Genomic DNA, 13,502 nt, shown 5'->3' with positions numbered 1-13,502 from the left:
TTCCACTGTGACCGGCCCGATGCTGCCCATAGCGGGCGAGGAATCCGAACGGTGCGACGCAGCGCGCAACCGTCGCCTGCTCCTCGACGCCGCAACCGATCTGGTGGCGACCGTCGGAGCCGATGCCATCACCATGGACGCCGTGGCGAGCAAGGCCGGAGTGGGCAAGGGCACAGTGTTCCGTCGCTTCGGGAACCGGGCCGGGCTGATGCGCGCGCTGCTCGACCACACCGAGAAGAAACTGCAGCACTCGTTCATGTTCGGCGAACCCCCGCTGGGTCCGGGTGCCGACCCCATCGATCGTCTCGTTGCCTTCGGCCGAGCTCGACTCGAATTCGTCAACGTCCAGGGGGAAGTGCTGCGCGCCGCGGAGAGCGCCGACGACGCGCGGTACTCCGCCCCGGCGCACATGGTCAACTTCACCCACGTCCTGTCGCTGCTCCGCGCAGCCGAGGTGGACGGGGATCTCGAATTGCTCGCGTACTGGCTGCTCACACCGCTCGAAGCCACGCTGGTACTCCACCAGTACCGAGATCTGGGGATGCCGATGGATCGCCTGGCCGACGGCTGGGAAGATCTGGTACGCCGAGCAACTCGCACTCGGTAGATCCTTCGCTCACAGCCCGACGACGGCCGCAGCCGCCGCGTGCAGCGCCGTGCCGTAGGAACGGCCGTGACCGGCAGCATGAACTGCGAGTGGATGCAGCTGATGCACAGCCGTGCGCTCGCGCCACCCGGATCGCAGCGGCCGTACCGTCTCGTAGCCGCCGACGACGGCGTCGAGGTGGGCGCAACCGAACAGCGCCAACATCGCCAGATCGGTCTCGCGGTGCCCACCGTGCGCCGCCGGGTCGATGAGCACCACTCCCGCGTCGGTCCAGAACACGTTGCCGTTCCAGAGATCACCGTGAATACGGCTCGGCGGCTCTGCATCGTCGAAGTCGCCGTCCGCGATACGTCGGCACGCCGACTCGACGATCGCCGCCTCCCCGGGCGTCACAGTGCCCGCGTCCTGCGCGATCGAAAGAAACGGCAACACTCGTTCTGCGGCGTAGAACGCTCCCCATGAGGTGTGCACTGTGCTGGTCATGGGCCGAGCACCGATGAACAGCTGACCCGAGAAGGCGACGCCGTCGGCATCCACCGGTGGCGCACCGAACCCGGCGGCTCCGGCGGAATGCATCGCGGCCAGAGCGCGGCCGAATCGTTCGGCTGCGCCCGGCGTGGGGCGGGCCGCAATCAGCCGCTCGAGTTCGATGTACGTCCGGCCGTGCCCGAGGACCCCGACGACAGGGGCCGCCGCGTCGCCGAGCCACCGAAGCCCGGCGGCCTCGGCCGCGAAGAAATCGGGATGCGCGTGCGGGTTTCGCTTGACGAAGGTGTCGGAGGATCCACTCACGTCCGTCGACACTACGCACGGCGCGAAGCACCACACCGGCACCCGTCATTAGGATGACGTGATGGGACACATCAACTCGGAATTGCGCTCGGGGATCATGCGCGAGCTGGCCGTGCAGTCGACCATCGACCCGATCACGGAGGTCCGCAGGCGCGTGGATTTCCTGAAGGACTACCTGACGTCGACCCCGGCCTCGGGCTTCGTACTCGGCATCAGTGGCGGTCAGGACAGCACGCTCACCGGCAAGCTCGCCCAACAGGCAGCGACGGAGCTCCGAGCCGACGGACACGAGGCCGAGTTCGTCGCCGTTCGACTCCCCTACGGCGTGCAGGCCGACGAGGACGACGCATCGATCGCGCTGAAATTCATCGATCCCGACCGCACGGTGACGGTGAACATCAAAGCCGCTGCCGACGCCGCAGCGGCCGCGACGGCGGAGGCACTCGGTGGTACCGAAATTCGAGATTTCGTCCGCGGCAACATCAAGGCGCGCCAGCGCATGGTCGCGCAGTACGCCCTTGCCGGCGAACTCGGTTACGTCGTCGTCGGCACCGACCACGCCGCCGAGGCGATCACCGGGTTCTTCACCAAATTCGGTGACGGCGGGGTCGATCTGACTCCGCTCACCGGGTTGAGCAAACGTCAGGGTGCAGCGCTGCTGCGCGAACTGGGAGCCCCGGAGAGCACCTGGCGCAAGATTCCCACCGCCGATCTCGAAGACGATCGACCCGCGCTACCCGACGAGGAAGCGCTGGGCGTGACGTACGAACAGATCGACGACTACCTCGAGGGCAAGGACGTCACCGAGGAGATCGCCGACAAGCTGGAGACGATGTTCCTCGCAACTCGGCACAAGCGCACGGTGCCCGTGACGCCGTTCGACGATTGGTGGAAGAGGAGCAGCTGAATCCTGCGCCGCCACCTGTCGGTGGCGGCGCGGCGAACCGCGTGCGCTCAGCCGCCTGCGAAGGGCGGCAGTACGTCGACCCTGCCGCCGATCACGCGCCCGAGATCGCGGGTGAGATCGTCTCCGACCAGGAAAGCCGACACCCTGAGTATCGGCTCCATCGGCGCGCCGTGCCGGGACAGGATCAGCTCCCGCAGATCTGCGAGAGTGGCTCCGATCGGCACGGTCAGGTACTCGGACTCGCAGTGCGACGCGTCGACCGCTGCAGCGAAGTACCGCACCTCCACCTGGGTCTCACCCACCGATGGCTCCCATGCTGCGGGTGGGAGGTACGAAGCCGTCGGCGTCGATGCCGTGACCCGCCCACTTGTTCCACATCGCCCCACGCCACACGACTGCCAGTTCGTCGTCGGTGGCACCGCCGCGCAGAGCTGCCCTCAGATCGGTTTCGTCGTCGCTGAACAGACAGGACCGAATCGTTCCCTCTGCAGTCACTCTGGTGCGGTCGCAATCACCGCAGAACGAGCGGGTCACCGACGCGATGATGCCGACGGTGGCGTCGGTACCGTCGACACTCCATTCCTCGGCCGGGGCGGAGGGATCGACGCGCCCCACCTCACGCAGGTCGAACTCGGTGGACAGTTCGTCGAGCAGGGTCTGGGCATCGATCATGTTCGCGCGGGCCCACTCGTGGTCGGCGTCGAGCGGCATCTGCTCGATGAAGCGCAGAGCAACGCCTTCGTCGAGGCACCAGCGCAGCAGATCGACGGCACCCGACAGGGTGTCGCGCATCAGAACGGCGTTGACCTTGACCGGCCCGATCCCGGCACGCTGCGCTGCCCTGATTCCGGCGAGCACCGACGGCAGCCGATCTCGTCGGGTCAAGCGCGCGAAATCCTCGCGGTCGACCGAATCCAACGAGACGTTCACTCGGGTCAACCCGGCGTCCGCCAACGACTGTGCCCGATGTTCGAGACCGACGGCGTTGGTGGTCATCGACAGCGGCACACCGTCCGCGACGTCGGCGCACAGCCGCAGAATCTCGTCGAGATCGCGGCGCATCAACGGCTCGCCTCCGGTGAAGCGCACGTCCCGAATACCGAGCAGGCGTACCGACACCGAGACCACTCGGGCAATCTCGGCGGGTGTCAGCAGCGCCGCAGCCGGGATCGCCGGAAGGCCTTCCTCTGGCATGCAGTAGGTGCAGCGCAACGAGCACTTCTCGGTGATCGAGACGCGCAGGTCGCGGGCCACTCGGCCGAAACGATCGATCAGATGCGGCACGTCCGGCCGGTCGGACACGGAGTTCGCACTGCCTGCAGCCGAACCCGTGGTGGTACCGAACCCGGGAATGCCCAGCGAGGTGACACTGTCCACCGTCACCTCGTACCTCGTCTCCGTCGAAAATCACGTCTGTCGTAGATGTGTCTACCCATTATGCCGCAGCCCACACCGAGTCGACGGACCGGCGTGCTTAGGATTGGCACCCATGACGGTTGAGCACACGCACGCGATCACTGGATCCGCACGGTGACCGCTGTATCGGTCGAGGAACACGCCGCCGCGGTCGACACTCTGCTCGCGGCGCTGACCACGAGAACAGCTCAGCGAATTGCTCTCGACAACGCGCTGGGACGCGTCTCGTTCGAGGACGTACGGTCCCCGGTCGATCTGCCCCTGTTCCGCAACTCGCAGATGGACGGCTACGCCGTGGATTCGCGATCCGTGTCCACCACCCCGGTGACGCTTCCGGTCTCGACGATCATCGCCGCAGGCCCGACGGAATCGGCAGTGCTCGCCTCGGGCAGTGCCGCCAAGATCATGACCGGTGCCCCCATTCCGGACGGAGCGGACGCCATCGTCCCCGTCGAAGACACCTCCGTGGCGGCGGAAGGTTCGGTGACGATCCACAAGAGCCGCGCAGCAGGTGAATTCGTACGCGAGCAGGGAAGCGACGTGCGGGTCGGAACAGTCCTCGTCGAGTCGGGTCGAGTGCTCGAACCCCGCCACATCTCCGTTCTCGCTGCCGTCGGCTTCGGTGAGCTCGAGGTCCGCTCACGTCCTCGTGTGGCCGTCGTGACCACCGGTGCCGAGCTGGTCGACGCCGGCTCGACGCTGACGCCCGGTCAGATCTACGACTCGAACGGGATCACCCTCGCCGCACACCTACGCGCCAGCGGTGCCGAGGTGGTCTCCGTCGCGCGCAGCTCGGACGAGCCGAGCCGCTTCCGCGAGATCCTCGACGCGGCAGCGGAATCGGCGGAGCTGATCATCACGTCCGGCGGAGTGTCGATGGGCGACTTCGAAGTGGTCAAGGACGTGCTCCAACCGCTCGGCGGCAATTTCGGATCGGTTCGCATGCAGCCGGGCGGACCGCAGGGCATGACGCTGTTCGACGGTGTTCCCGTGCTCAGTTTTCCCGGCAATCCCGTCAGTACCGTCGTCTCGTACATCATGTTCGCGCGCAACATCGTTCGGCGAGCGGCCGGCCTGCCTCCGGTGCTCTCGACCACTGCGGCCCTGCACGAATCGATCGTGTCACCGCCCGGTAGACGACAGTTGCTCCGTGGCCGAATGCGCGAGGACGGTCGGGTGGAGCTCGTCGCCGGCCCCGGCTCGCACCTGGTCGCCGCACTGGCATGGGCCGATGTGTTGATCGACATCGATTCCGAGACAACCGAACTCGCTGCAGGATCCGACGTGGAGGTGTGGCCGCTGTGACCACCGATGCCCAGCTGTCTCATCTCGACGATCAGGGCCGCGCCCGCATGGTCGATGTGGCGCACAAGAAGGAAACCTCGCGCACGGCCGTCGCCGCCGGTGAGTTCGTCACCACTGCCGAGGTCATCGCCCTCGTACGTGCGGACGACATGCCCAAAGCCGACGTCCTCGCCACCGCCCGCATCGCCGGCATCTCGGCAGCGAAGCGGACATCGGACCTGATTCCGCTGTGTCATCAGCTCGCCCTCTCCTCGGTGAAGATCTCGTTCGGGTTCACCGAGTCGTCCATCACGGTCGAGGCCACCGCCCGCACCACCGGACGCACCGGGGTGGAGATGGAAGCACTGACCGCGGTCGCCGTCGCGGGCCTGACCCTGCACGACATGGTCAAGGCCGTCGATCCCGGTGCCACCATGAACGGCGTCCGGTTGCTCACGAAAGACGGCGGCAAACACGGGCATTGGCAACGGGACGGTGCGGAGGGCGCCGACGAGGCTGCGGGTGATCCCGTGTTCGAGTCCGCACGGTCCGCAGTGGTTCTGGTGGCCTCCACCGGCGGCGCGCGAGGAACTCGACCGGACACCACCGGCCCCGCCATCGCCGCCTGGTTGACCGATCGAGGCTTCGCCGTGCGAGGCCCACTGGTCTACGCCGATGCCGACATCGCGGCCGGACTGCACGACGCCCTGCGCGGCGAACCGTCGTTGATCGTCAGCACGGGCGGAACCGGGGTGTCCCCCACCGACGCGACCCCGGAGGCGACGGCGGCACTCCTGGACATCGACATGCCGGGGATCGCCGATGCGATCCGCACCCGCGGAACATCCGCGACGCCTCATGCGGTGCTCAGCCGCGGTGTCTCGGGTCTGATCGGACGCACGCTCGTCGTCAACCTGCCGGGCTCACCGGGCGGTGTGAAGGATGGACTCTCCGTCCTCGACCCGCTCCTCGACCATGTACTGGCACAGATCGCCGGAGGAGGCCCCCACGATGAGTGAACTCGTCGCACGAATTTCCAGTGAACCGTTGAGTACCGCCGAAGTCGAAGCAGCGGTGCAGGATTCGCGACACGGAGCGGTCGTGCTGTTCAGCGGAATCGTTCGTGACCACGACGGCGGACATGCCGTGGAAACCCTCGAATATCGAGCCCACCCCGACGCGGAACGCTTCCTGAACCGATGCTGCTCGGAGGTATCGGCAGAGACCGGATTGGCGGTCGCCGCAGTGCACCGCGTCGGCGATCTCCGGGTCGGCGACCTCGCACTCGTCGCCGCCGTCGGCTCGGCTCATCGCGCCGAGGCATTCGAAGCCTGCGCGCGACTCGTCGAGCGCATCAAGGCCGAGGTCCCTATCTGGAAGCGTCAGGGATTCGAGGGCGGACGCACCGAGTGGGTCGGGCTCTAGCGAGCTAACCGGTCTCGAGGTAGCGATGGACCGGAAGCATCGCAGAGGCGTCGTCGGGGTCGTCCGGTCCTCGCACACACGCGCGCAACCGCTGCTCGACGGCCGAGGCATCGAGATCGCTACCGATCAGCACCAGTGAGGTCTGCACGGGCTCACCCCTCGACCACGACGCGACCTCGAATCGAATGTGTCGACCCACCGTGTGCACGACGAACTTCTGGGTGTGGCCGGCGATGCCGAAGTGTACGAATCCCTTGATGCGGTAGAGATTTCCGGAAGGATTCTCCAGGAACTCGATCAGTCGCCGGGGTTCGACGGGATCCGTACTGACGAACTCGGTGTGCGAGTACTGCGCGTGCAGGTGACGATCGTGGTCGTGATCGTGGTTCTCCCGAAGTAGTTCGTCGAACGACAGCTGCACCGCCATTGCCGAATCCACCGACCGATCCTCGCGCCGATCGAACAGCAGCAGCGGGTCGACGCGACCGAAGGCAACGGGTACGACGGGCACATCTGCGACGACGGCCTGCACCGTCGAGCGCACCGCGGAGCGTTCGGACTCGGTCACCGCATCGGACTTGTTCAGCACCACCAGATCGGCCAGTTGCAGGTGCTGGTCGATCTCGGGATGCCGCGCACGGGTCTGCGGGAACTCGACCGCGTCGACGACCCCGACGAGCCCGCCGTAGACGATGAATTCGTTCTCGCTACCGCGGACCATCCTGATGAGGTTGCGGGGTTCGGCCAGACCGCTGGCCTCGACCACGATCACGTCGATGGCGGACCGGCGGTGTGCGAGGACATCGAACATCGCGTCCATATCGCTGATGTCGACGGCGCAACAGATACAGCCGTCGCCGAGGGAGACCATCGAATCGACCTGGCCGGCCACGAGCATCGAATCGATGTTGATCGCCCCGAAGTCGTTGACCACAACACCTATTCGGATGCCGGAATCGTTGCGCAGCAGGTGGTTCAGGAGGGTGGTCTTACCCGCGCCGAGAAAGCCGGCCACTATCACCACCGGAATTCGTCGACGCGCCACGGCGTCCGAGACTACCGGTCGGCGAGAATCTGCTTCAGCAGGCCTTGCGCGAACGTGGACACACTGCTCACGTTGCCCGGGGTCGCCAGTCCTTCCAGGCCGTCGACGCCGAACGAGTCGACGTACGGGGACACGCTCTCGAGCAACCGGGACAACGCGCTGCGTCTCTCGGCCGTGGGGCCAACGCCGCCGGGTGCCGTTGCGGCGGTGCCGGTCGTCGCAGTCCGGTCAGGGGTCGCGGGCGTCGTGGCGGCGGTAGCCGCCGGCGTGGTGGCGGCAGACGCCGGCGTGGTGGCGGCAGTTGCTGACGGGGACGGGGTTTCGGCCCCGAGAAGGTAGTCGATGATTCCCGTCGAGATGGCGATCGCATGCTTCAGCTGACCGTCCGAGCTCTCGAGAAGAGCTGCGTCGTCGGGGTTCGATCCGTTGCCCATCTCGACGAACACGAGGGGCACCGTAGTCAGTGCAGGCCCGGCGACATCGGATCGCTCCTGTATCCCGTTCTCGACTCCCGCATAGTTGGCAGGCTCGAATCCGGCCCGCACATAGGAGTCCCGCATCAGCGTCGATGCCGAGCGGCCGCCCTCGGACTGGGCAGCGTCGGCAGCCGCGTTCGGAATCGGCAGCGTGGGCACGATCAGATGGAAGCCGTGCTTGTCGGCATCGGTCGTCGTACTCGTGGAGTCCGCGTGGATACTCACGGCCACGTCGGCCCCGGACTCGCCGGCCGCCCGCGCCCTGTCGTCGACGCATCCGCCCCATCCGGTGTCGTCTGCTCGACTCGTCTTCACCGTCGCACCCAGACTCTCCAGGCTCGATCGAACGAGTTCGCTGACTTTCCAGTTGATGGTGTGCTCGGGCACTCCGTCCAGGGTGGTCATGCCGGTGGTCTGACAATCCTTGGTGCCGCCGCGCCCGTCGTTCACCTGCCGCTGCAGATTCTCCGAATGTGCGGTGCCCTGGTGGCCCGGGTCGAGGAACACCGTCTTTCCGGACAGTTCCGTACTCGCGGCAGGTGCCGTGTCTGCCGGCGTCGCACTGGCCGGTACGGACGCGAGTACCCCGGCACCGAGAATTCCGGCGCACATCAGCGCCGTCAGTGCCGACCTGGTCATCGGTGCAGATTTCATATGGTCTGGCGCAACGGTGGTACTCGCTGCGCAACTCCCCTTTCGGCCCCTCGGACACCGCTGATCCGAACGGGTCACCGCATCACGGGACTCCACACGTCACAACAGACACTTGCGCATCAAGTGAAGCAGATATCGCGATCGACGAGTATCGAGTGATCTTTCGTTAGTAAAACGATTGCGTTTCGTGACCGATTCGTAGCCGAGGCCACCGATCCCGAGTGGTACCGGCACGTCGTCGCTCGATCGCACTCGAACCGACCCAATGGATGGCACTACCAATTCGAACCGGACGGTTCGTCTTTCTCTCGGATAACGACGAACACCGATCGCGGAGAGAATGCCACGGACAATCACCTCGTCGGTTTCGGAGAAGAGGCGAGCCGATATCTGTGGGAATTCTGCGAAACGCGTAACAATCCCACGACCCGCATGGATGAACACAATGTTCAGCCGTATAGTCGCATCAGTTCGATCTGGACATCCCCGCATCATCCCCTGCATCATTGGAGAGCTTCAGCATGGCCAGAAAAGTCTATGTGCAACTTGTCGATGACATCGACGAAAAACCGATCGAATCCGGTGGCGAACACATAACCTATTCGGTCAACGGAGTCAGCTACGAAATCGACCTGAGCGACAAGAACGCGAAGGAATTTCACCGCAAACTCGACTATTACATCGAGCACTCCACCAAGGTCGGTGGAAAGCGAACGAAGAAGTCGAGCGCCCCCGCAACCGGTGCCAAGCGCGACGCCAATCAGACCAAGGCCATCAGAGAATGGGCCAAGGCGAACGGCCACAACATCTCGGCCCGCGGCAGAATCCCCGCCGAGGTCGAGCAAGCATTCGACGCCGCGCACTGAGCTGACGACAGCCGAGTCGGCATCCCGGCACGACGCCCGGATGCCGACTCGGCGGTCGGTGTCACCGAAACACGAAAAGCGTCGCCCTAGGGCGACGCTTTTTCGTTGACCTACGCGGTCGAGCTTGTCTCTCGGTGGAGCTAAGGGGACTCGAACCCCTGACCCCCACACTGCCAGTGTGGTGCGCTACCAGCTGCGCCATAGCCCCGAGTTACTGCGTGCTCCCGCTCATGCGGTTGCTCGAACGAAGTTACACCATCGGTCGCAGCAGCAACAAATCACCTGGTGCAGCCGGTACCGAATCCTCGACGACCGGCCGCACGAACGCCCCGAGATCAGTTGATCGACGCCAGCCATTCCGAGTCACCGAGCGCATCGACAACCTGACCGTCGACGAGGACTCCTGGTGTTCCGCGGGCACCCGACGCCGCCAGCGCATCCCGTCCTGTGTTCGCATCCGCCACTGCCGTCTCGCGCTGCGCACCGGCGGAGATGCAGTCCGTCGCCAGATCGCTCGCTCCTGCGGATCGAGCGAGTTCTGCGAGTTCGGCATCGGTCCGGTCGGAGTCGCTGCCTTCTTCGGGGCGAAATTCCGGGTCGAACAGCCCGGCATGAAATGCGGAGTAGACCCGCGCGTTCTCCGTCGCTGCCACGCAGTGCGACGCCGCAACGGCACGCGTCGAATAGTCACCGGACGCCGATTGTGGATCCAGGAAATTGACCAGGTGGTAATTCACCGAGACGACGCCGTCGTCGATTTTCTGAGCCAACTCCTGGCCGTGTTTCACTTCGAGGTCGCCGCAGAACGGGCACATCGGATCCTCGAAGACATCGATGACTCGCTGCGCTTCGGGACGCGACAGCTGAACCACCCCGTCACCCGGCAACGACAATTCGACCGCCGGATTCTTGACCGTTCCGTAGCCGTCGTTGCGTGGAGCGTCGCTTCCGCTCTGCCACATGATCGCCACCCCGATGACGACCACCACTACGACGAATGCGATGCCGCCCAATACGTAGGTCATCGTGTTCGAGGTTGCCTCGGGTGTGTGTTTCGTACTGGATGTCTTCTTCTGGCTCACACAGCGAATACTACGGTTGCGTCGGTCGGGTGCGCTCGTGCCCGAGCGTGTCCGGAACTCGCGACCACCAGAGTCCTGCCAGGAGAAGCAGCGCCCCCGTCACGGCGAATGCCGGACCGAAGGAGACTTGTTCGACGATCATTCCGGCGACGATCGGACCGATGACCGCGCCGACATCGGATGCCATCTGGAACGCGGCCAGCACGGGCCCACCGCGCGCCTTCGAGCCGATCACGTCCGCAACCGAGGCCTGCTGGGCAGGACTCATCAGACCCGATCCGATTCCGGCGATCAGCGACACCACGAGAAACAGCACGGGATCGTGGACGTACCCCATCACGACGGTTCCCAGCCCGCACACCGCCAGCCCACCCACCATGAACGGCTTGCGTCCGCGCACGTCGGACAGGCGGCCTGCACTGGTGAGCACCAGGGCATTTCCCACTGCGAACACGGTCAGCGCGATACCGACGAACACCTCGGATCGCTGCATCGCCTCGACGACGAACAACGGCACCAAGGCCACTCGAACACCGAACACTGCCCACCCGTTGGCGAAATTCGACGCCAACGCAGCCCGATACGACGGGATCCGCAGCGCGGCGAGCAACGACATCGTGGGTGGTGCCGAGCCCTTCTCCGGCTTGACGAGGTCGGAGTTGCCCAGGGTGAAGTACACGACGGCCGCCGCGATCACGAGCGCTACGGCATAGATCACGAACGGCACCCGCAGCCCGAATCCGACGAGAGCGCCGCCGACGAGCGGACCGCCGATGGTTCCCAGCAGGAAAGCGGTCGCATAGAGGCCGGAGATGCGGCCCCGACTGGTCGCAGGGCTGATCCTGATCAGCAATCCCAGTGCCGACACCGAGAACATCGTCGAGCCGACGCCTCCGAGTCCTCGAAACACCAACAGCTGCCAGTACGTCTGAGCCAGCGCGCAAGCGCCGGTGGACACCGCAACGATGAGCAGTCCGATCAGGTACACGGGCCGCTCGCCGAGCCGCTGCACCAGAGCACCACTGGCGGGCGCGAACAGCAACCGCATGAGAGCGAACGCACTGATGACCGCCGACGCCGCCGTGTATCCGACGCCGAATTCCCGGGCGAACTGCGGCAGAGCGGGCGCGACGATACCGAATCCGAGCGCGATGACGAACGCCGCCGATACCAGTACCCAGATCTCCGGTGGGAGCTTGCCTCCGGGTCTGAATGCGGGCTCGGGAGCCGAACTGTCGTGGTCGGATGGAGGTGAGTCGGTCACGAGCTCTCGAGTGCGGAGGACACCAGCTCACGTGCGGCGGCTTGAACCCGGGCCAGATGGTCCTCGCCCTGGAACGACTCCGCGTAGATCTTGTACACGTCCTCGGTTCCGGACGGGCGCGCAGCGAACCAGGCGCTCTCCGTCGTCACTTTCAGGCCACCGAGGGCCGCTCCGTTGCCGGGAGCCTCGGTCAGCGTTGCCGTGATCGGTTCGCCCGCCAGCTCGGTGGCGGTGATCTGATCGGGCGACAGCTCGGCGAGAACGGCCTTCTGCTCGCGGGTGGCAGGTGCATCGACGCGGGCATACGTCGGATCGCCGAACTTCGCGGTGAACTCGGCGTAGCGCTGCGACGGCGTGGATCCGGTGACAGCGGTGATCTCGGATGCCAGCAAAGCCAGCACGATTCCGTCCTTGTCGGTGGTCCAGACGCGGCCGTTGTGTCGGAGGAACGACGCTCCGGCGCTCTCCTCACCGCCGAATCCGAGCTCGCCTGCGAGCAGACCGGGGACGAACCATTTGAAACCGACCGGCACCTCGAGCAGACGACGGCCGAGACCCGAGACGACCCGGTCGATCATCGACGAGCTCACCAACGTCTTGCCCACTGCCGCCGTGGGCGACCAATCGGGTCGGTGGGTGAACAGGTAGTCGATGGCGACGGCGAGAAAGTGATTGGGGTTGAGCAGGCCACCGTCGGGAGTGACGATGCCGTGTCGATCGGAGTCGGCATCGTTGCCCGTCGAGATGTCGAACCGATCGCGGGCAGCGATGAGCGAGGCCATCGCGTTCGGCGACGAGCAGTCCATCCTGATCTTGCCGTCGGTATCGAGAGTCATGAAGCGGAATGTGCCGTCCACCAACGGGTTCACCACGGTCAGGTCGAGATTGTGCCGCTCGGCGATGGCATCCCAGTAATCGACACTCGCTCCACCCAACGGATCTGCTCCTATACGCACTCCGGCCGCGCGGATCGCGTCGAGATCGAGCACGTTCGGTAGGTCGTCCACGTAGGTGCCGAGGAAGTCGTAGCGAGAGACGCTCCCCGCGAACGCCTGGGCAAGGGTCACCCGCTTGATGCCCGAAATGCCATCGCGCAGAAGCTCGTTGGCGCGAGCGGCAATGACCGATGTGGCATCGCTGTCGGCCGGACCACCGTGCGGAGGGTTGTACTTGAATCCGCCGTCCCGCGGCGGATTGTGCGAGGGAGTCACCACGATGCCGTCGGCCTTCGCCGACGGTCCGGACTCGTTGTGGCGAAGAATTGCGTGGCTGACGGCGGGGGTGGGCGTGTACCGATCGCCCGAATCGACCAGTACGTCGACACCGTTGGCAGCCAACACTTCCAACGCCGTCGTCCAGGCGGGTTCGGACAGAGCGTGAGTGTCCCGACCGATGAACAGCGGGCCGGTGATGCCCTGTGCGGACCGGTACTCCACGATCGCCTGCGTCGTCGCCACGATGTGCGCCTCGTTGAACGCCGAGTCCAGACTGGACCCTCGATGTCCGGAGGTGCCGAACACCACCTGCTGACTCGGTTCCGACACATCGGGAACCCGCGAGTAGTACGCGGTCACGAGCTGCGAAAGATCCACCAGATCCTCCGGCAGTGCAGTGGTTCCAGCTCTCTCGTGCGCCACGATGCGCCTCCTCGTTGATCGACGAAACCGAACTTCTCGACCAACCC

The 13,502-nt window shown here is 65.4% G+C and carries 14 protein-coding genes and 1 tRNA gene; 6 read left to right on the top strand and 9 right to left on the bottom strand.

Annotated elements, in window-relative coordinates:
* Window positions 1-7: 7 nt before the first annotated feature.
* Window positions 8-607: a TetR/AcrR family transcriptional regulator gene (locus tag CH274_RS06285; RefSeq protein WP_032397719.1), complete on the top strand. Its 600-nt coding sequence runs from the start codon at window positions 8-10 to the stop codon at window positions 605-607.
* 9 nt (window positions 608-616) lie between these two features.
* Here CH274_RS06285 and CH274_RS06280 read toward each other — a convergent pair whose 3' ends face one another.
* On the bottom strand, window positions 617-1,399 hold the full coding sequence (locus tag CH274_RS06280; RefSeq protein WP_032397718.1) for a fructosamine kinase family protein: 783 nt from the start codon (window positions 1,397-1,399) through the stop codon (window positions 617-619).
* 61 nt (window positions 1,400-1,460) lie between these two features.
* Here CH274_RS06280 and nadE point away from each other — a divergent pair, with 61 nt between their 5' ends.
* Window positions 1,461-2,306, top strand: a complete 846-nt coding sequence (nadE, locus tag CH274_RS06275) for an ammonia-dependent NAD(+) synthetase (RefSeq protein WP_032397717.1) — start codon at window positions 1,461-1,463, stop codon at window positions 2,304-2,306.
* Window positions 2,307-2,353: 47 nt separating this feature from the next.
* Here nadE and CH274_RS06270 read toward each other — a convergent pair whose 3' ends face one another.
* Both CH274_RS06270 and moaA read right to left on the bottom strand, forming a co-directional pair.
* Window positions 2,354-2,608 carry a MoaD/ThiS family protein gene (locus CH274_RS06270; RefSeq protein ID WP_094656979.1) on the bottom strand — a complete coding sequence of 85 codons (255 nt, stop codon included), beginning with the start codon at window positions 2,606-2,608 and terminating at the stop codon, window positions 2,354-2,356.
* Window positions 2,601-3,659 (bottom strand): GTP 3',8-cyclase MoaA, encoded by a 1,059-nt coding sequence (moaA, locus tag CH274_RS06265; RefSeq protein ID WP_094657237.1) that lies wholly within the window; start codon window positions 3,657-3,659, stop codon window positions 2,601-2,603. The genes CH274_RS06270 and moaA overlap by 8 nt, the downstream gene beginning before the upstream one ends.
* 177 nt (window positions 3,660-3,836) lie before the next feature.
* On the opposite strand from moaA, the gene CH274_RS06260 reads away from it, so the two are divergent.
* From CH274_RS06260 to CH274_RS06250, 3 genes are read left to right on the top strand one after another with little or no spacing between them, the layout of a single operon-like run.
* On the top strand, window positions 3,837-5,027 hold the full coding sequence (locus CH274_RS06260; protein ID WP_094656978.1) for a molybdopterin molybdotransferase MoeA: 1,191 nt from the start codon (window positions 3,837-3,839) through the stop codon (window positions 5,025-5,027).
* Complete coding sequence (gene moaCB, locus CH274_RS06255) at window positions 5,024-6,025, top strand: bifunctional molybdenum cofactor biosynthesis protein MoaC/MoaB (protein ID WP_094657236.1); 1,002 nt, start codon at window positions 5,024-5,026, stop codon at window positions 6,023-6,025. The genes CH274_RS06260 and moaCB overlap by 4 nt, the downstream gene beginning before the upstream one ends.
* Window positions 6,018-6,431, top strand: a complete 414-nt coding sequence (locus tag CH274_RS06250; RefSeq protein WP_094648126.1) for a molybdenum cofactor biosynthesis protein MoaE — start codon at window positions 6,018-6,020, stop codon at window positions 6,429-6,431. Before moaCB ends, CH274_RS06250 begins: the two co-directional genes overlap by 8 nt.
* Before the next feature lie 4 nt (window positions 6,432-6,435).
* Here CH274_RS06250 and CH274_RS06245 read toward each other — a convergent pair whose 3' ends face one another.
* Both CH274_RS06245 and CH274_RS06240 read right to left on the bottom strand, forming a co-directional pair.
* The gene (locus tag CH274_RS06245; RefSeq protein WP_094656977.1) at window positions 6,436-7,476 is read right to left on the bottom strand and encodes a CobW family GTP-binding protein; all 1,041 of its coding nucleotides are present in this window, start codon (window positions 7,474-7,476) and stop codon (window positions 6,436-6,438) included.
* Window positions 7,477-7,487: 11 nt separating this feature from the next.
* On the bottom strand, window positions 7,488-8,591 hold the full coding sequence (locus CH274_RS06240; protein WP_094657235.1) for an N-acetylmuramoyl-L-alanine amidase: 1,104 nt from the start codon (window positions 8,589-8,591) through the stop codon (window positions 7,488-7,490).
* Window positions 8,592-9,127: 536 nt separating this feature from the next.
* Between CH274_RS06240 and CH274_RS06235 the strand changes: the two genes are divergently transcribed.
* Window positions 9,128-9,472: a histone-like nucleoid-structuring protein Lsr2 gene (locus CH274_RS06235; protein WP_032398327.1), complete on the top strand. Its 345-nt coding sequence runs from the start codon at window positions 9,128-9,130 to the stop codon at window positions 9,470-9,472.
* Between the two features lie 135 nt (window positions 9,473-9,607).
* Here CH274_RS06235 and CH274_RS06230 read toward each other — a convergent pair.
* From CH274_RS06230 to pgm, 4 genes are all read right to left on the bottom strand, one after another.
* Window positions 9,608-9,680 (bottom strand) — tRNA-Ala (locus tag CH274_RS06230).
* 127 nt (window positions 9,681-9,807) lie between these two features.
* Window positions 9,808-10,497, bottom strand: coding sequence for a DsbA family protein (locus tag CH274_RS06225; protein WP_094629878.1), 690 nt, complete (start codon window positions 10,495-10,497; stop codon window positions 9,808-9,810).
* A gap of 67 nt (window positions 10,498-10,564) precedes the next feature.
* Window positions 10,565-11,818: an MFS transporter gene (locus CH274_RS06220; protein WP_373453909.1), complete on the bottom strand. Its 1,254-nt coding sequence runs from the start codon at window positions 11,816-11,818 to the stop codon at window positions 10,565-10,567.
* Entirely contained in the window at window positions 11,815-13,455 is a 1,641-nt protein-coding gene (gene pgm, locus CH274_RS06215) for a phosphoglucomutase (alpha-D-glucose-1,6-bisphosphate-dependent) (RefSeq protein ID WP_032397709.1), read from the bottom strand. Before pgm ends, CH274_RS06220 begins: the two co-directional genes overlap by 4 nt.
* Window positions 13,456-13,502 lie beyond the last annotated feature (47 nt).

This window comes from Rhodococcus sp. 06-418-5 (assembly GCF_002258285.1).
Taxonomy (GTDB): Bacteria; Actinomycetota; Actinomycetes; order Mycobacteriales; family Mycobacteriaceae; genus Rhodococcoides.
Note: the sequence above shows the minus strand (reverse complement) of the source record. Positions and strands in the feature narration are given on the sequence as shown.

Bases quoted from the DNA above. Each gene is read 5' to 3' on its own strand.
- CH274_RS06225 (WP_094629878.1), bottom strand. From the start codon at position 10,497: ATGACCTACGTATTGGGCGGCATCGCATTCGTCGTAGTGGTGGTCGTC.
- CH274_RS06240 (WP_094657235.1), bottom strand. From the start codon at position 8,591: ATGACCAGGTCGGCACTGACGGCGCTGATGTGCGCCGGAATTCTCGGT.
- nadE (WP_032397717.1), top strand. From the start codon at position 1,461: ATGGGACACATCAACTCGGAATTGCGCTCGGGGATCATGCGCGAGCTG.
- CH274_RS06250 (WP_094648126.1), top strand. From the start codon at position 6,018: ATGAGTGAACTCGTCGCACGAATTTCCAGTGAACCGTTGAGTACCGCC.
- CH274_RS06235 (WP_032398327.1), top strand. From the start codon at position 9,128: ATGGCCAGAAAAGTCTATGTGCAACTTGTCGATGACATCGACGAAAAA.